The sequence below is a fragment of the Rhodopseudomonas sp. BR0C11 genome (genome assembly GCF_010820945.1).
GTDB classification, from domain to species: Bacteria; Pseudomonadota; Alphaproteobacteria; order Rhizobiales; family Xanthobacteraceae; genus Rhodopseudomonas; species Rhodopseudomonas palustris_H.
The window spans coordinates 1-17071 of record NZ_QTKI01000063.1 but is presented as its reverse complement, the minus strand read 5'-3'; the positions used below and the strand labels follow the sequence as shown (position 1 = coordinate 17071).

Genomic DNA, 17071 nt, shown 5'->3' with positions numbered 1-17071 from the left:
GGTGCTGGCCGGCAACGAGCCGTTTTATCCGCTATATGTCGCGTTCGTCGGCGGCACCGGCGGGATGCCATGGCTGTTGCTGACGCTGCTGTCGTTTCCGTGCTTCCTCGCGGTGCCAGCGCTGGCCCGTCTCCAATCACGGCTCGGGCGGGTGACGCTGTCCCTGATCGCGACCGGCAACACGATATTCTGCACCTGGCTGCTCGGCGTGCCCTCCGGCGTCGAACTGTTTCTGCTGCCCTGCGCGATGCTGGCCAGCGTGCTGTTTCGTCCCAGCGAACGCCTGTTGATGCTGCCGCTGTCTGGCGTGCCGGTCGCGGCCTACCTGTTCCTGCACGATCGCTACGCGCCGCCGCCGCACAGCTACCAGCCGGCCGAATATGCCGGCCTGTTCTCGATGAACGCCTTCAGCGCCGCCATGATCTCGATCTTCATCGGCATGGTCTTCTCGCGCCTGTACGCGGCCGACCGGACCGGCGCGTAACGTTTCTGCCGTCAGCAGAAAGATCGAGAAACACCCCGCCTTATCGCAGCCGCCGCAGGCATGCTATCGGGTGATCGGAGCGGCCGGGCATCACGGTGGTCGCGATCGCTGGGGATCTCGATGGTGGATGTTGGACGGCAGGACGACGGCACGACAGGCACGCCGGTGATCGCGCCGCGTTCGATCCCTGCGGCATCTCCAGCTGTCGGCCAGCCACGCGACAAATCCCGCGATTGGCTCGACATCGCGGCGTTCCTGATCGTGCTCGCCGCCGCGATCGGCATAGCCGGGATCATGCTCGCCGGCTACTATCACGCGCCTGACCTACTGTGGCGCGGTTTTCACCACGACCGCAATTCGCACTACAGCTTTGGACTCGATCTCGCACTGGCGGTCCGGACCTTCGATCCCGCCTGGTTTTTCGGCGAGCTCGAGAAGGCCAAGGTCTGGCCGCCGTTTCACGGGCTGGTGCTGAGCGCCGTCTTGCTGCTCGGCGGCATCGACCATCGGCTCGGCATCGTCCCCAGCCTGATCGGCTGGGTGACGACGGTCGCTTTCGTCTGGCTGATCGCACGGCGGTTGTTCGTCGACCGTTGCAGCGGCCTGTTCGCCGCGGCGGTTGCGGTGATCTTCACCGCCGCCAGCCCGGCCTTCCGCCTGATCAGCGCCGACGTGATGCTGGAAGGCCTCGGCGCCGGCCTGTCGGCTGCCGGACTGTGGGCCTATCTGCGCGCCGAAGCCAAGCCGGATGCACCCGGACGCTGGCGGCTGCTGGCGCTGATCCTGACCGTGCTGTTCTTCCACAAGGGCAACTATTGGGGACTGCTGATCGCGCCGCTGGCGATCGCCTATGCCTCCGAGCATTGGGCACCGATCGCCCGAACGCTTCGGCAGATCTGGGCGGCGACACGTCTGAAGGCGGTGCTGAAGGCAACGGCCGGCTCACCGTTCTTGATCCTCGCAGCGTTGGTGGCGGGCCTGGTCGCAGCGATCTATGCACACGGGCCGACCGCGCTGGAGCTGTTCGGCCGCTCGGTGTCGCTGTATCCGCCGGAAAACCTGACCACGGCCGCCTATGCGCTGGTCTTCCTGTGGTGGACGTTCACCTGGTTGCGCCACCGCGCCGCGATCGACCGGACACTCGGCACCGCCGGGCGGGCGCTGCTGTATTGGCACCTGACGCCGATCGCGATCTCGTTTCTGCTGCCGCACCGGCTGTCGAAATTCCTTTGGTTCGTCAGCCCCGCCAATAATCCCGATCCGAACCACAGCCTCTCCCTCGGCCTCCAGTTCTATTGGCGCGTGTTCGCCGACGGTTTTCATCTGGTGCCGTGGCTGGCGCCAATCGCCATCGCTCTGGCGCTGATCGGACTGATCGCGATTCCGAAGCTGACGCCCGGAGCCCGCGCCGTCTTCCTGTTCGCGCTGCTGGCCTGGGTCGGCGTGATCGCGCATCCGCAGCACCAGGGTCGGTTCATGTCGACCTGGGTATTTTCGGTGTGGATCTGCTCCGGCGTGGGCGCCGGCGTGCTGCTGACTCTGACCCGTCGCTGGCTGTCACCGCTGTGGCGAGGGGCGGTCGCGACCGCTCTGGCCGCCGCGCTGCTCGCGGTGAACCTGACGTCGCCGATGCCGAAGGCGGCTGCAACTTACGCACTGCAGGACGCCTCGGGCCCGAGCGATCTCGAACTGATCCGCCCGTATCTGGCTGAGCTCGACGGCGTACACGAGGTGGCGATGTTCACCACGTTCGGCATGAGCAAGCTGTTCGCCTGGGTGATCCGCGAACGCTGCCGTTGCCACACCATCGTCGATGACCCGTTTATCGCCGGCGTAACCTCGCGCGAGGACGCCCGGGCGCTGATGAGCGAGCGCATCGCGCAATCGACCGCCGATGTCGTGGTGATCATCGACGCGCCTCATAGCCGCGACGACGGCCCCGCCTTCGGATGGGTGTATGCCAACATGGTCGGTATCGTCGATGCGATGGCCGACCAGACCCGCTACGTACGCGGCACCAGCTACGCGCTGCCGATCGGCGATGCGACCGCAACGATCTGGCGCCGCCGCTAAACCGTGTTTGTTGCATTGCGAGAACAGCACGACCGGTGCGGCATCGGGTCGCCTTGCCGGGCAGATGTCCGCACCACCGGTAACGATAGGCGGGATTACGCAGCGGCTTGCGTCAAGTCTCTCTTCCCAAACTCAAATAGTCGAATATCGTCGGGTGGCCGGCTAAGCTACGCTCCGGCAAAATGACAGCAACGCCTCCCAGAAGGCGGCTCAAAAGAATGCTGCGGCACGAGGATCAGGCGCGAACAACGCGCCGGCCGGTGTCCAGGAGGAAATCGGGCTTGGAACACGCATTGGAAGTGCGCAATGTCTCCTTGCGCTTTGGCGGCGTCCGCGCGCTGAGCGAGGTGAGCTTTGCCGTGAATCACGGTGAGCTGTTTTCCATCATTGGACCGAACGGCGCCGGCAAGACCTCCGTGGTCAATTGCATTTCCGGCCGCTACCAGCCGAGCGAAGGCCAGCTGTTCTACCATGGCCGCGACATCACAGGGCTGAAGCCAAACGCCCGCGCGTCGCTCGGCATCGGCCGCACCTTCCAGAATCTCGCGCTGTTTCACCACATGAGCGTGCTCGACAACATCATGGTCGGGCGCCACCACCTCTTGAAGAACAACTTCCTGACCGGCGCGCTGTACTGGTTTGGCGCGCGCCGCGAGGAGCTCGCCCACCGCCAGAAGGTCGAAGAGATCATCGATTTTCTCGACCTGCAGTCGGTGCGCAAGGCGACCGCCGGCACCCTGTCCTACGGCCTGCGCAAGCGCGTCGAACTCGCCCGCGCGATGGCGCTGGAGCCGACGCTGATCCTGCTCGACGAGCCGATGGCCGGCATGAACTTCGAAGAGAAGGAGGACATGGCCCGCTACATCGTCGACCTCAACGAAGAGTTCGGCATGACAGTGGTGATGATCGAACACGACATGGGCGTGGTGATGGACATCTCCAACCGCGTCGTGGTGCTGGATTTCGGCCGCAAGATCGCCGAGGGCGATCCGGCCGAGGTGCTGGCAGATCCGCACGTCAAGCGCGCTTATCTCGGCGAAGAGGACGAGGTTCTAGTCGATCCTGACGATGCGCCGGACCATCCGACGGCGGCGGAGCGTGTGGCATGATGGACTATGCCGGCCGCGTCGCGGCAGCCGACACCTTTCCGAAGCTGCTGCGGCTCAACGCAAAGGAATTCGGGACCGAGATTGCGCTGCGCGAAAAGGATCTCGGGCTGTGGCGGGTGTTCACCTGGGCCGATTATCAGGCCCGCGTGCACGACTTCGCGCTCGGCATGATCGAACTCGGCCTCGGCCACGGCGACGTGATCGGCATCATCGGCGACAACCGGCCCGACTGGGTCGCGGCCGAAATCGCCGCGCATGCGATCGGCGGCCTCAGCCTCGGTCTGTACCGCGACGTGCTCGATGAGGAAGCCGACTATCTGCTCAATTACGGCGAGGCCAAGCTGGTGTTCGCCGAGGACGAAGAGCAGGTCGACAAGCTGCTCGGCCTCGCCGACCGCGCGCCGCATCTGAAGCACATCGTCTATTCCGATCCGCGCGGGATGCGGAAATACGACGATCCGCGGCTGCTGCCGGCCGATCAGCTCGCCAAACTGGGGCGCGATCGCGCCAGCCGCGAGCCGGGCCTGTACGACCGGCTGGTCGACGCCACGCAAGGCGAGGACGTCGCGATCCTTTGCACCACCTCGGGCACCACCGCGCATCCCAAGCTGGCGATGCTGGCGTCCGGGCGCGTGCTGAAACACTGCGCGACTTATCTGAGCTTCGACCCGAAGGGACCAGACGACGAATACGTCTCGGTGCTGCCGCTGCCGTGGATCATGGAGCAGGTCTACGCGCTCGGCAAAGGGCTGCTGTGCCGGATGAAGGTCAACTTCGTCGAAGAGCCCGACACGATGATGAACGACTTCCGCGAGATCGCACCGACCTTCGTGCTGTTCGCGCCGCGGGTCTGGGAAGGCATCGCGGCCGACGTCCGCGCCCGGGTGATGGACGCCTCGCCGCTGAAGCAGCGGCTGTATGACGTCGGCATGAAGACCGGCCTGGCCGCGCTCGACCAGGGCCAGCATTCGGCGTTCGCCGACGCGGTGCTGTTCCGCGCGCTGCGCGACCGCCTCGGCTTCACGCGGCTGCGCTCGGCCGCGACCGGTGGCGCCGCGCTCGGCCCCGACACTTTCCGGTTCTTCCGCGCCATGGGCGTGCCGCTGCGCACGCTGTATGGCCAGACCGAACTGCTCGGCGCCTATACGCTGCACAAGGCGGATGCGGTTGATCCCGACACCACCGGCGTGCCGATGGGCGCCGAGATCGAGATCAAGGTCCTGAACCCGGACGTCCAGGGCATCGGCGAAGTGGTGGTGCGCCACCCCAACATGTTCCTCGGCTACTACAAAAACCCGGAAGCCTCGACCGCCGACATCAAAGACGGCTGGATGTATTCTGGCGACGCTGGCTATTTCAACGGCGCCGGCCAGCTCGTTATCATCGATCGCATCAAGGATCTCGCCGAGCTGTCACACGGCGAGCGATTCTCGCCGCAATACATCGAGAACAAGCTGAAGTTCTCGCCCTACGTCGCCGAAGCGGTGATCCTCGGCGCCGGCCGCGACATGCTGGCAGCGATGATCTGCATCCGCTACTCAATCATCTCGAAATGGGCGGAGAAGAAGCGGATCGCCTTCACCACCTATTCGGACTTGGCATCCCGGCCCGAAGTGTACGAGCTGCTGCGACGGGAAGTCGAAACTGTCAACGCCACGCTGCCGCCGGCGCAGCGGATCGCCCGCTTCCTGCTGCTCTACAAGGAACTCGACGCCGACGACGGCGAACTGACCCGCACCCGCAAGGTCCGCCGCAGCGTGATCAACGACAAATACGCCGACATCATCGACGGCATCTATGGCGGCAAGAGCGACATCCCGGTCGACACGACTATTCAGTTCCAGGACGGCACCACCCAGCGGATCAGGACCACGCTGAAGGTGGTGGACCTCGGCGGCGGCCACGCCCATGCGGAGGCAGCGGAATGACACCCGCCCTCGCCGCCACCGTCATGCCGGGGCTTGTCCCGCGCATCCACGAACAGCGACCGCGGCAAGACGTGGATAGCCGGGACGAGCCCGGCCATGACGTCGAAAAGCATCGTCGTCTAACGGCGTCATGCGCGGGCTTGACCCGCGCATCCATCGTTCAAAGAAGATGGATTGCCGGGTCAAGCCCGGCAACGACGTGGGAGGCAAGAAGATGAACTCACACCTCCTAATCCAGCTGCTCGTCAACGGCCTCGTGGTCGGCACGCTGTACGGCGTGGTCGCGATGAGTTTCGTGCTGATCTACAAGGCCACCCAGGTGGTCAACTTCGCGCAGGGCGAACTGCTGCTGATCGGCGCTTGGGTGTGCTGGACGCTGCTGGCGAAATATCAGCTGCCGTTCTGGGTCGGCATGCCGATCACGCTGGTGTTCATGTTCATCTTCGGCATCGCGGTGCAGATCATCGTGCTGCGGCCGATGATCGGCGAGCCGATTATCTCGGTGATCATGGTGACGATCGCGCTGTCGACCGTGTTCCAGGCGGCGCTGAAGTGGATCTACGGCGTCAACCCGCAGCCGTTCCCGCAGATCTTCACCACCCAATCGATCTCGATCGGCAGCCTGCAGATCCAGACCGTCTATGTGATGAGCCTGGTCGTCTCGGTTGCGATGATGATCGGCATGGCGTGGTTCTTCAAAGTGTCGAAATACGGCCTCGCGATGCGAGCCACCGCGTTCAACCAGCAGGTCGCGCAGTCGCTCGGCATTTCGGTGAAGAGCGTGTTCGCAATGGCCTGGGCAATCTCCGCCACCGTCTCGGCGGTCGCCGGCGTCGTCGTCGCCGTCGTCAACGGTGTGTCGTCGGGCCTGTCCGCCTACGGCATCAAGGTGTTTCCGGCCGCAATCCTCGGTGGTCTCGACTCGATCGGCGGCGCGGTCCTCGGCGGCATCATCATCGGCTTGCTTGAGAACATCGCCCAGTACGTCGACAGCGAATATCTGCACTGGGGCAATCTGTACGAAATCGCGCCGTTCTACGTGCTGATCATCATACTGATGATCAAGCCCTACGGCCTGTTCGGCACCAAGGACATCGAGCGCATATGAGCTTAGGCGCGGGCCGAAACAGAACAGCTCATGGTTCGAGACGCGCCGCGTACCGCCGCGCTCCTCACCATCAGGGCGGCCTCATCCTGAGGAGCGCGGTGCAGCCCGGAGGGCGAAACCGGGCGTCTCGAAGGATGATGTGGAAGGCTGGAGTACTCTAACGATGGCGAATGCTTCCCTGATCCCCGCCGGCGATTTCCGCACCTCCTACGCCGCCGACACCACCATCTTCCCAACCAGGACCAGCCGCAACATGGCGATCCTGGGCGTCGTGCTGGTGTGCTTCGCGCCGCTGGTGCTGTCGGGCTATTGGCTCAGCATCCTGATCCAGATCGGCATCTTCGGCATCGCTGCGCTCGGCCTGAACATCCTGGTCGGCTTCACCGGGCAGATCTCGATCGGCCACGCCGCGTTCTTCCTGCTCGGCGCCTACACCTCGGCCTATCTGAACAACCACTTCCCGATCCCGGTGTTCTTCGCGATCCCGCTCGCCGGGCTCGTCACCGCGCTGGTCGGGCTGGTGTTCGGCGTGCCGGCGGCGCGGCTGAAGGGGCTGTATCTCGTGATCGCCACGCTGGCGGCGCAGTACATCCTGATCGACTTCTTCTCGCGTGCCGAATGGTTCTCCGGCGGCTCGGTGCCGGCGATGGCCAATCCGTTCTCGCTGTTCGGCTACGTCCTGCAGGGCGATAAGCAGTATTTCTACGTCGTGCTGGCGTATCTCCTGGTTAGCTACATCCTGGTCACCAATCTGATGCGCACCCGCGATGGCCGCGCGCTGGTGGCGGTGCGCGACCATTATCTCTCGGCCGAGATCATGGGCATCAACCTCACCAAATATCGCACGCTGTCGTTTGCGCTCGCAGCATTCTTCGCCGGCATCGCCGGCGCGCTCTACGCGCACTACCAGCTCGTCGTCTCCAACGAGGGCTTCGGCATCGAGCGCTCGATCCTTTTCCTGGCCATGATCATCATCGGCGGCATCGGCTCGATCTCGGGAACGCTGATGGGCACCGCCTTCGTGGTGCTGCTGCCGGAGACGATGGAATGGCTCAGCAGCGGCCTGAAAGGCAGCGCCATCGACCGCGCGCTGGAGCTCAACAACAACCTGACCTTCCTGCGCGAAATCGCGATCGGCCTGATCATCATCCTATTTCTGGTGTTCGAGCCCGATGGGCTGGCGCATCGCTGGCGGCAGATCAAGGCGTATTGGAAACTCTACCCGTTCTCGCATTGAGCGCGTGAACGGACGGACCACAAGACGGCAATAAAAACGACACTGGAGGAGAAAACACCATGATGATGAAATCCCTGCTCAGCAGCGCCGCGCTGGCGCTGGTGATCGCCGGCGCCTCCGCGACCGCGCAGGCGCAGATCGCGATCGGCCACCTCGCCGATTATTCGGGCGGCACCTCGGACGTCGGCACGCCCTACGGCCAGGCGGTCGCTGACACCTTCGCCTGGGTCAACAAGAACGGCGGCGTCGCCGGCAAGCAGCTGAACGTCGACACCAACGACTACGGTTACCAGGTGCCGCGCGCGATCGCGCTGTACAAGAAATGGTCGGGCGGCGACAAGGTCGCGGCGATCATGGGCTGGGGCACCGCCGACACCGAGGCGCTGACCGGCTTCCTCGCCAACGACAAGATCCCCGACCTGTCCGGCTCCTACGCAGCCGCGCTGACCGACCCCGAGGGCACCAGCGGCAAGGCGAAGCCGGCCCCTTACAATTTCTTCTACGGCCCGTCCTACTCCGACGCGCTGCGCGCCGAGCTGATGTGGGCGGCGGAAGACTGGAAGGCCAAGGGCAAGTCCGGCGCGCCGAAATTCGTCCACATGGGCGCCAACCATCCCTACCCCAACGCACCGAAGGCCGCCGGCGAAGCGATGGCCAAGGAGCTCGGCTTCGAGGTGCTACCGCCCCTAGTGTTCGCGCTGGCGCCCGGCGACTACTCGGCGCAGTGCCTCAGCCTCAAGAGTTCGGGCGCCAACTACGCCTATCTCGGCAACACCGCGGCCTCCAACATCTCGGTGATGAAGGCCTGCAAGGCGGCCGGCGTCGACGTCCAGTTCATGAGCAACGTCTGGGGCATGGACGAGAACGCCGCCAAGACCGCCGGCGATGCCGCCGATGGCGTGATCTTCCCGCTGCGCACCGCGGTCGCCTGGGGCGGCAACGCGCCCGGCATGAAGACGGTGGAAGAAATCTCGAAGATCTCCGATCCGTCGGGCAACCTCTATCGCCCGGTGCATTACGTCGCCGCGGTGTGCTCGGCGCTGTACATGAAGGAGGCGATCGAGTGGGCGGCCAAGAACGGCGGCGCCACCGGCGAGAACGTCGCCAAAGGCTTCTACCAGAAGGCCGACTGGGTGCCGGCCGGCATGGAAGGCGTCTGCAACCCGTCGACCTGGACCGCCAAGGACCACCGCGGCACCATGAAGATCGACCTCTACCGCGCCCAAGTGTCGGGCCCGACCGACGGCGACATCAAGGACCTGATCGCCAAAGGCACGATCAAGCTGGAAAAGGTCAAGACCGTCGACCTGCCGCGCAAGCCCGAATGGGCGGGCTGGTGAGCCAGCTTGGATACGGCTGAAACCTTGCCTGCCGTAGTTGCATGCAAGAGCGAGGCGCCGCATCCGCTGTGAGCCGCGGCGCCTCTCCAATAACAACCGTCATCCCCGCGTAGGCGGGGATCCAGTACGCCGCAGCGTCGCGTTTAAGAAGCCAGCGCTCTGAAATACTGGGTCCCCCGCTTTCGCGGGGATGGTGGCGGAGAGTGGGCACCCATGCCTCAGATCGACATTACGACGCTCATTCCTGCAGGACCTGCGCCATGACCGAAGCCGCCGAACTTCACCGTCCGCAGCCCGGCGCATCGTCCGCTCCCGCCTCGCTCCTCAGCGTCCGCAACATCGAGGTCGTCTATGACGACGTCATCCTGGTGCTGCGCGGCCTGAGCCTCGACGTACCGCAGGGGGCGATCGTGGCGTTGCTCGGGGCCAACGGAGCCGGCAAGTCGACGACGCTGAAGGCGATCTCGGGGCTGTTGAAAACCGAGGATGGCGAGGTCACCCGCGGCGAGATCATGTTCGACGGGATGCGAATCGACGGCACCGATCCGGACAAGATCGTCCGCCGCGGCATCTTCCAGGTGATGGAGGGTCGCCGCATCGTCTCCGACATGACGTCGCTGGAGAACCTAAGGCTCGGCGCCTTCACCCGCAACGACCGCGAGGTCGGCCGCGACATCGAGATGGTCTACAACTATTTCCCGCGGCTGAAAGAGCGCACCGGGCTGGCCGGCTATCTGTCAGGCGGTGAACAGCAGATGCTGGCGATCGGTCGCGCCCTGATGGCCCGGCCCAAGATGATCCTGATGGACGAGCCCTCAATGGGCCTCTCCCCGCTCTTGGTGAAGGAGGTGTTCTCGATCATCCAGCAGATCAACCGAGACCTCGGCGTCACCATCCTGCTGGTCGAACAAAACGCTCGCGCCGCCCTGTCCGTCGCCAGCCACGGCTACATCATGGAACAAGGAAAAGTCGTGCTCGACGGCACCGCCGACGAACTCCGCGACAACGAGGACGTGAAGGAGTTCTACCTCGGCGGCGCCGGCGACCAGCGGAAGAGCTTCAAGAATTTGAAGAGCTTCAAGAGGAGGAAGAGGTGGTTGTGAAGAACTTCTGTAAAGATCTCAGTTTGTGCTCACATCGACCAAAGCCTCAACTCCGCCGCGCCAGCATCTGCTGCAGGCCCTTAAACCAAACAGAATACGGTTGGGCGATCCACCACTTCAGCGGCACTCGACCGTGATATCGCCGCACTACATTCATTGCTTCACGATAATGAGCGCGACGGAAGTTTCTCGTCTTGGTCAGATCGTGCTCGCGGTTCACCGCGACGAACTCATCGACAAACACTGGCGCTTCAAAGCGACGATATAAGCGCCACCACAGGTCATAATCCATGGCCATATGCAAAGAAGGATCGACCCCTTTCACTTGCTCCCAGGCCGACCTCCGGATCAGCGTTGCGGGTTGGCAGATGATGCAGCGAAGGGCGAGCTGCCGTTCGCTGAATGGCTGAACCCAAATAGGACGACGAGCGTTCGTCTGTTCGATATAATTCCACGCTCTACCATATGCCATCGGTGATCCGGGCGCTTTCTCTAACGCTTTCACCAGATGGGCCAGCCCTCCCGGAAGAAACCAATCATCGCTGTTCAGCCAAGCCACATAAGGCGCTGTCCCGCGAGCAATGCCTTCGTTGATCGCAGCCGCTTGTCCTTGGTCAGTATGGCTGCGCCAAAACGCAAGCTTTGGTTCCCACTCCCGGATAACCTCGACGGACCGGTCAGTCGATCCGCCGTCCATCACAAAAACTTCGACAGGAATTCCCTGCACAAAAATGGATCGCAGCGCTTCGCCGATGAATTCTCCCTGATTAAAGGAAGGTACCACAATAGTGATCAGAGGAACCGTCATCTTTGAAATGGCTTCGACATCGAGTGAGTAGCAAGGTCCTCTCGGCGCGAGAAGAAGACGGACGAATTACGGCTAGAGCCTCATCGAGGACTTTACCTCCGGCCCCGGTCCAATCTCCAGCTTTGTTAGGAAATCAGCGTAGGCCTGTGCGATTCCCTCCTTCAACGAGGTACCTGCACGCCAGCCGAGGGAGCTCAACCGTTCGACATCCAGCAGCTTACGCGGAGTGCCGTCGGCCTTCGAGGTATCGAACTCCAGGACTCCATCGAAGCCCACCACTTCCATGACCAGCGTGGCAAGCTCGGCAATGGTGACATCCTCACCGACACCCACGTTGTAAAGTCCGTCGACGATGTCCTCGCGCTCCATCAGAAACACACAGGCATCGGCCATATCATCAACATAAAGGAACTCGCGCCGTGGCCGTCCAGATCCCCAGACTGGCAAGACTCTCTCACCACGCGCTTTAGCCTCGTGCGCCTTGCGGATCAGAGCAGGGAGGACATGGCTGTTCGCCAAGTCGTAATTGTCGTTCGGCCCATACAAATTCGTTGGCATGACCGACACGTAGTGGGTACCGAACTGGCGATTGAAGCTCTCGCAGAGTTTAATCCCGGCGATCTTGGCGATTGCATAAGGCTCATTCGTCGGTTCGAGCGGCCCGGTCAAAAGATACTCTTCACGGATCGGCTGCGGACAATCGCGGGGGTAGATGCAACTCGACCCGAGAAACAACAAGCGGTCGACGCCGGCATTCCGGGCAGCCTGAACCGTATTCGTCTCGATCACGAGATTTTGGTAGATAAAGTCGGCCCTCTGGGTGTTATTCGCGTGAATCCCACCGACCTTCGCTGCCGCTAGGAACACGTAGTCCGGCTGCTCTGCGGCAAAGAAGCTCTCGACGTCGGCTTGCTTGATTAGATCGAGGTCCGCATGGGAGCGAGTAACGATGTTTCGATAGCCTCGCCGTTGCAGATTGCGAACGATGGCGGATCCGACAAGGCCGCGGTGGCCCGCCACGTAAATCTTGCAATCCTTATCCATGGCGCTACTCGTGGTAATTCATGGCTTTGTAGCCATGCTTCTTGACCAATTCGTCCCGTTCAGCGGCCTTGAGATCTTCTCGAACCATCTCGCTGACCAATTGATCGAAGGTCACACGGGGACTCCAACCAAGCTTCTGTCTCGCCTTACTGGCATCACCAAGCAAGGTTTCGACCTCGGTGGGCCGGAAATAACGAGGATCGACGGCGACGACACAGCGCCCAAGGTGATCGTACCCCTTCTCCTCAGCCCCCTCTCCCTTCCAATCGATCTCCATCCCGAGCTCTCGAGCAGCCGCATCGACAAAATCGCGAACGCTGTGTTGAACGCCAGTCGCAATAACGTAATCTTCCGGCTCGTCCTGCTGCAGCATCAACCACTGCATTTCGACATAGTCACGGGCATGCCCCCAATCGCGCTTAGCATTTAAGTTGCCGAGGTAGAGGCAATCTTGGAGACCGAGCTTGATGCGCGCCATCGCCCGGGTGATCTTGCGTGTGACAAAGGTTTCACCGCGGATCGGCGACTCGTGATTGAACAAGATGCCATTACAGGCATAGATGCCATACGCCTCACGATAGTTGACCGTGATCCAGTAAGCATACAGCTTCGCCACAGCGTATGGGCTACGCGGATAGAATGGGGTCGTTTCCTTTTGAGGAATCTCCTGCACCAACCCGTACAACTCTGAGGTCGATGCCTGATAGAAGCGCGTTGACTTCTTCAATCCAAGAATGCGCAGCGCTTCGAGAATACGTAGCGCACCGAGAGCATCCGAATTAGCGGTATATTCAGGCTCCTCGAAACTCACCGCAACATGGCTTTGCGCAGCGAGATTGTAGATTTCGTCCGGCTGCACCTGTTGAATGATACGCACCAGGCTTGAGGAATCCGTCAGATCACCATGATGCAGGATGAAATGAACATTCTTCTCGTGCGGATCCTGATAGAGATGGTCGATGCGATCGGTGTTGAACAACGAAGTGCGGCGCTTAATTCCGTGAACTTCATACCCCTTTTGCAGGAGAAACTCGGCCAGATAGGCTCCATCTTGGCCGGTAACGCCAGTGATCAAGGCACGCTTCATCTTCATTAGACCTTCTGGACCCGTCGTGGCTTCGACCAATTGAAGACCTCATCGACGCTCTCGGAAAAACAACGACCTCAGCCGTTCGGCACGAGTTTCGGCGGCGCCTAGGACGTCATAGACTCCGGCGCAGCGAGCGGCTGTGGCACTTTACCCAAGAACGCTCTGATGCTGTCTGCCGAGAAGGCCAGCATGTCGGCACTCAAAGCCGGCTGAACTCCAATCCAGAACGTCTGGTTCATCACCGTATCGGTGTTGCTCAACTCGCCGCTTACGCGGAATTGCCGTCCAACCATGTAGGGTTGCTTGGTCAAATTGCCCGCGAAAAGTAGACGCGTTCCGATCTTCTGCTCGTCGAGATAACGCAGCAGATCGACACGGCTGATCTTGGCGCCCTCCCGGATCGTGATCGGGAATCCGAACCAAGATGGATTCGAATTGGCAGTGGCTTCAGGTAGGATCAGTTCATCCTCGCAGCCAGAAAGCAGTTGCCGTAGAAGCTGGAAGTTCTCGCGGCGCTTCTGAATGAATGCGGGAGCCTTTTCGAGCTGCGCCAAACCGCACGCGGCCTGCATATCGGTAATCTTCAAATTATAACCGAGATGGCTGTAGGTGTATTTATGATCGTAGCCTTCCGGCAAATCCCCGAGCTTCCATCCGAAACGCTGATTACAGGTATTGTCCTTGCCCGGCGGGCAATAACAGTCGCGCCCCCAGTCGCGGAAGCTTTCGGCGATTCTTTTCAATCTGATGCTGTTAGTAAACACTGCCCCACCCTCCCCCATGGTGATGTGGTGCGCGGGGTAGAAACTCAGCGTTCCAATATCGCCGAAAGTGCCGACCATCCGTCCATTGTAGGTCGAGCCGAGCGCATCGCAGCAATCTTCGATCAGCCAAAGATTGTACTTCTTACACAACGCATTGACCACACTCAGATTATAGGGATTACCGAGCGTGTGAGCGAGCATGATAGCCTTGGTCTTCGGGCTGATGGCAGCTTCGATCTTTCCCGCGTCGATATTGTAGGTGCCAAGCTCGACATCGACGAATACGGGTACTGCGCCGAACTGAAGGATCGGATTCACGGTCGTCGGAAACCCGGCCGCAACGCCGATAACCTCGTCACCCGGCTTGATCGCCCGCTCTCCGAGCCGCGGCGAGGTCAGCGTATTGAAAGCGATCAGATTGGCCGAAGAACCGGAATTGACTGTGATGAGTAGTTTTACGCCGAGGAATTCAGCGAGCTTCTGCTCGAACTCATCGTTGAAACGGCCCGTGGTGAGCCACCCGTCCAACGATGCCTCAACCATGAGCTTCAGTTCTTCAGCGCCGATCAGCTTTCCTGAAGGCGGCACAACGCTGGCGCCGGGACGGAATGTCGACGGCTTGAGCGCGATGGCAGCATAGTCTTCCACCAAATTGGCGATCTGCGCCCGAATTGCCTTCGCCTGATCATTCTGCATAGAAGTCAACTCGACCTTACCATTTGATAGGACATGATCTGCTCAAGCGTCAGCTCACGGGCGTCCGCGCCAGCCTCACGTCGTTTGGCCCAATCCACCACCAGCTTAAGCGCTTCTCCGAGGGGTAGCATAGGGTGCCAATTCAGGCGACTACGCGCTTTCGACACATCCAACTTCAAATACCCCGCTTCATGAGGGTGCACACCGTCGTCGACTCGCCACCCCGCACCTTCTCCCCACAGACCCGCCATCTGCTCGACAATCCAGGCGACGGGCCTGGCGTCATCGTCAGAAGGCCCGAAATTCCAAGCCTCGGCACATGCAGGCCCGTCGTTGAATACGCGCTCTGCTAATTCGAGATACCCACTCAGCGGCTCGAGAACATGCTGCCAAGGACGGATAGCATGAGGATTTCGAATGTGGACCGGCTGGCCTTTTCCAAACGCCGCTACGATGTCCGGAACAAGGCGATCCCGCGCCCAGTCACCACCACCGATAACATTGCCGGCTCGGGCGGTCGCAAGTGCAACACCGTGGACAGCGTAATCCCGGGGATTGAAAAAGGACTGCCGATAGGAGGAACTGACCAGTTCCGAACATCCCTTGCTATTACTATAGGGATCGTAGCCACCCATCGCATCGACCTCGCGATACCCCCACACCCATTCGCGATTGTCGTAGCACTTGTCAGAGGTGACATTGACAACGGCTTTAACACCGGCGGTCTGCCGCACGGCATCGAGTAGATGAACCGTCCCCATAACGTTCGTAAGGTAGGTTTCGACCGGATGATCGTAAGAGTAGCGCACCAGAGATTGAGCCGCCATGTGAATGACGATCTCGGGTCTCGCTTGCCGCATGACTCGGACGAGCTGCTCTAGATCCGCGATATCGGCAGTAATAGACGTCATTCCGTCGCCGACCCGCGCCTGCTCGAATAGGCTGGGTGTCGTCGGCGGCTGCAGCGCATAACCTGTCAGCTCGGCGCCCATGCTCTGCAGCCAAAGCGAGAGCCAGCTGCCCTTGAAGCCCGTGTGCCCGGTGAGGAAAACGCGCTTACCGCGCCAGAACTCGGGCGTCACGTCCAAACCTTCCAGGCAGCATTGCCGCTCTGCCAGAGCGCCTCGAGATGCTGTTTGTCTCGCAGGGTATCCATCGGTTGCCAAAATCCGTGATGCAGATAGGCGGACAACTGACCGTCCCGCGCGAGGCGCTCCATCGGTTCGCGCTCCCAAACGGTTGAATCACCTTCCACGTAGTCGGTGACCGCTGGCGATAGCACGAAGAAGCCTCCATTGATCCAGCCGCCATCACCATGTGGCTTTTCCTCGAAGCTGGTCACGATCGGCCCATCCAGATTCAGAGCACCGAACCGACCAGGAGGCTGAACGCCCGTCAGAGTTGCAAGCCTACCCTGAGCGCGGTGAAACGCGATGAGCTCACTGATGTTTACATCGCCGACACCATCGCCATAGGTACAGCAGAAATCGTCATCCCCCAAATACTTCCGGATACGCTTCAGGCGGCCACCAGTCATGGTTGCATCGCCTGTGTCCACCAGGGTGACACGCCAAGGTTCTGCATTATTTTGATGGATCACCGTCTCGTTCTTCGCCATGTCGAATGTAACGTCCGACATATGAAGCGAGTAATTCGCGAAATATTCTTTGATGACGTAGCCCTTGTAGCCGAGGCAGACAATGAAGTCATTGATTCCATAAGCGGAATAGATCTTCATGATGTGCCAGAGGATCGGCCGCCCGCCGATCTCGACCATCGGTTTTGGTCGCAAGGACGTTTCCTCGGCGATCCGGGTCCCCAGCCCGCCTGCGAGAATAACCGCTTTCATTTTCGTGAACCTCGACAGCCCTAACTGACTTCAGGCAGCCCCGACTCTGCGCCGCGCCGATCTTTATACACGGGAACACGCCACAAGCGGAGTTGTCGCAATTATACCGTTGCCAACAAATCCGGAACAAATCTGGCCTTGATTGCTGAAAATGCGGTCTTCCAGGCCGCCTTGACGTCCGGATCGGGAACCCAATCCTCTTCAATCGCCTGCCGCAACCGCATTGCCGCTGCCGCGAGATCTGGAGGCAGCTTCAGAACCAACCCCGCGGGCAACTCGTCGCAGTAGCTGGTGGCGTTATCCACGACGAGCGTGGCTCGGGCAGCCGCAATGCTCTTGATCAACGCTCCTTCGATAGGTGCGGACCATAGCGAAGGAACTGCTACGAACCTGGCCCTCGACAACTCCCCGCTCAGTCCGGTTTCCCACGAACCCGGC

At 61.2% G+C, this 17071-nt stretch carries 15 protein-coding genes; 8 read left to right on the top strand and 7 right to left on the bottom strand.

All coding sequences use genetic code 11. The annotated features are described in order from the left end of the window. The 8 genes from DYI24_RS07730 to DYI24_RS07695 all read left to right on the top strand — a co-directional run. On the top strand, positions 1 to 484 hold a 484-nt coding region (locus DYI24_RS07730), incomplete at its 5' end, for a hypothetical protein (protein WP_164571876.1). Positions 485 to 604: 120 nt separating this feature from the next. Further along, positions 605 to 2557, top strand: a complete 1953-nt coding sequence (locus DYI24_RS07725) for a glycosyltransferase family protein (RefSeq protein WP_164571875.1) — start codon at positions 605 to 607, stop codon at positions 2555 to 2557. A 281-nt stretch (positions 2558 to 2838) separates the two neighbouring features. Beyond that, positions 2839 to 3666, top strand: coding sequence for an ABC transporter ATP-binding protein (locus DYI24_RS07720; protein WP_107356700.1), 828 nt, complete (start codon positions 2839 to 2841; stop codon positions 3664 to 3666). Then, positions 3663 to 5594 carry a long-chain fatty acid--CoA ligase gene (locus DYI24_RS07715; RefSeq protein ID WP_164571874.1) on the top strand — a complete coding sequence of 644 codons (1932 nt, stop codon included), beginning with the start codon at positions 3663 to 3665 and terminating at the stop codon, positions 5592 to 5594. The genes DYI24_RS07720 and DYI24_RS07715 overlap by 4 nt, the downstream gene beginning before the upstream one ends. 214 nt (positions 5595 to 5808) lie before the next feature. Next, positions 5809 to 6702, top strand: coding sequence for a branched-chain amino acid ABC transporter permease (locus DYI24_RS07710; RefSeq protein WP_164571873.1), 894 nt, complete (start codon positions 5809 to 5811; stop codon positions 6700 to 6702). A gap of 163 nt (positions 6703 to 6865) precedes the next feature. After that, entirely contained in the window at positions 6866 to 7939 is a 1074-nt protein-coding gene (locus DYI24_RS07705; RefSeq protein WP_107345723.1) for a branched-chain amino acid ABC transporter permease, read from the top strand. A 59-nt stretch (positions 7940 to 7998) separates the two neighbouring features. Then, positions 7999 to 9279, top strand: a complete 1281-nt coding sequence (locus tag DYI24_RS07700) for an ABC transporter substrate-binding protein (protein WP_164571872.1) — start codon at positions 7999 to 8001, stop codon at positions 9277 to 9279. A 260-nt stretch (positions 9280 to 9539) separates the two neighbouring features. Further along, the gene (locus tag DYI24_RS07695) at positions 9540 to 10382 is read left to right on the top strand and encodes an ABC transporter ATP-binding protein (RefSeq protein ID WP_164571871.1); all 843 of its coding nucleotides are present in this window, start codon (positions 9540 to 9542) and stop codon (positions 10380 to 10382) included. 46 nt (positions 10383 to 10428) lie between these two features. Here the strand turns inward: DYI24_RS07695 and DYI24_RS07690 are convergent, their stop codons facing one another. The 7 genes from DYI24_RS07690 to DYI24_RS07660 form a co-directional block, all read right to left on the bottom strand. Next, positions 10429 to 11190 carry a glycosyltransferase family 2 protein gene (locus DYI24_RS07690; protein WP_164571870.1) on the bottom strand — a complete coding sequence of 254 codons (762 nt, stop codon included), beginning with the start codon at positions 11188 to 11190 and terminating at the stop codon, positions 10429 to 10431. A gap of 72 nt (positions 11191 to 11262) precedes the next feature. Next, on the bottom strand, positions 11263 to 12234 hold the full coding sequence (locus DYI24_RS07685; protein ID WP_164571869.1) for a GDP-L-fucose synthase family protein: 972 nt from the start codon (positions 12232 to 12234) through the stop codon (positions 11263 to 11265). A gap of 4 nt (positions 12235 to 12238) precedes the next feature. Continuing rightward, complete coding sequence (gene gmd / locus DYI24_RS07680; protein ID WP_164571877.1) at positions 12239 to 13321, bottom strand: GDP-mannose 4,6-dehydratase; 1083 nt, start codon at positions 13319 to 13321, stop codon at positions 12239 to 12241. A 107-nt stretch (positions 13322 to 13428) separates the two neighbouring features. Continuing rightward, a complete protein-coding gene (gene rfbH / locus DYI24_RS07675; protein WP_164571868.1) occupies positions 13429 to 14784 on the bottom strand; it encodes a lipopolysaccharide biosynthesis protein RfbH in 1356 nt (451 codons plus the stop codon). Between the two features lie 5 nt (positions 14785 to 14789). After that, complete coding sequence (rfbG, locus tag DYI24_RS07670) at positions 14790 to 15866, bottom strand: CDP-glucose 4,6-dehydratase (RefSeq protein ID WP_164571867.1); 1077 nt, start codon at positions 15864 to 15866, stop codon at positions 14790 to 14792. Further along, a complete protein-coding gene (gene rfbF, locus DYI24_RS07665; RefSeq protein WP_164571866.1) occupies positions 15863 to 16633 on the bottom strand; it encodes a glucose-1-phosphate cytidylyltransferase in 771 nt (256 codons plus the stop codon). Before rfbF ends, rfbG begins: the two co-directional genes overlap by 4 nt. A gap of 101 nt (positions 16634 to 16734) precedes the next feature. Further along, positions 16735 to 17071, bottom strand: a 337-nt coding sequence (locus tag DYI24_RS07660; RefSeq protein WP_205523422.1) for a hypothetical protein, incomplete at its 5' end; no start/stop codon positions are given.

What these genes read in the sequence shown, in the direction of transcription:
- DYI24_RS07685 (WP_164571869.1), bottom strand. Translation starts at nt 12,234, where the DNA reads ATGGATAAGGATTGCAAGATTTACGTGGCGGGCCACCGCGGCCTTGTC.
- DYI24_RS07690 (WP_164571870.1), bottom strand. Translation starts at nt 11,190, where the DNA reads ATGACGGTTCCTCTGATCACTATTGTGGTACCTTCCTTTAATCAGGGA.
- DYI24_RS07725 (WP_164571875.1), top strand. Translation starts at nt 605, where the DNA reads ATGGTGGATGTTGGACGGCAGGACGACGGCACGACAGGCACGCCGGTG.
- DYI24_RS07710 (WP_164571873.1), top strand. Translation starts at nt 5,809, where the DNA reads ATGAACTCACACCTCCTAATCCAGCTGCTCGTCAACGGCCTCGTGGTC.
- gmd (WP_164571877.1), bottom strand. Translation starts at nt 13,321, where the DNA reads ATGAAGCGTGCCTTGATCACTGGCGTTACCGGCCAAGATGGAGCCTAT.
- rfbH (WP_164571868.1), bottom strand. Translation starts at nt 14,784, where the DNA reads ATGCAGAATGATCAGGCGAAGGCAATTCGGGCGCAGATCGCCAATTTG.
- DYI24_RS07700 (WP_164571872.1), top strand. Translation starts at nt 7,999, where the DNA reads ATGATGATGAAATCCCTGCTCAGCAGCGCCGCGCTGGCGCTGGTGATC.
- DYI24_RS07705 (WP_107345723.1), top strand. Translation starts at nt 6,866, where the DNA reads ATGGCGAATGCTTCCCTGATCCCCGCCGGCGATTTCCGCACCTCCTAC.
- DYI24_RS07695 (WP_164571871.1), top strand. Translation starts at nt 9,540, where the DNA reads ATGACCGAAGCCGCCGAACTTCACCGTCCGCAGCCCGGCGCATCGTCC.
- rfbF (WP_164571866.1), bottom strand. Translation starts at nt 16,633, where the DNA reads ATGAAAGCGGTTATTCTCGCAGGCGGGCTGGGGACCCGGATCGCCGAG.
- DYI24_RS07715 (WP_164571874.1), top strand. Translation starts at nt 3,663, where the DNA reads ATGATGGACTATGCCGGCCGCGTCGCGGCAGCCGACACCTTTCCGAAG.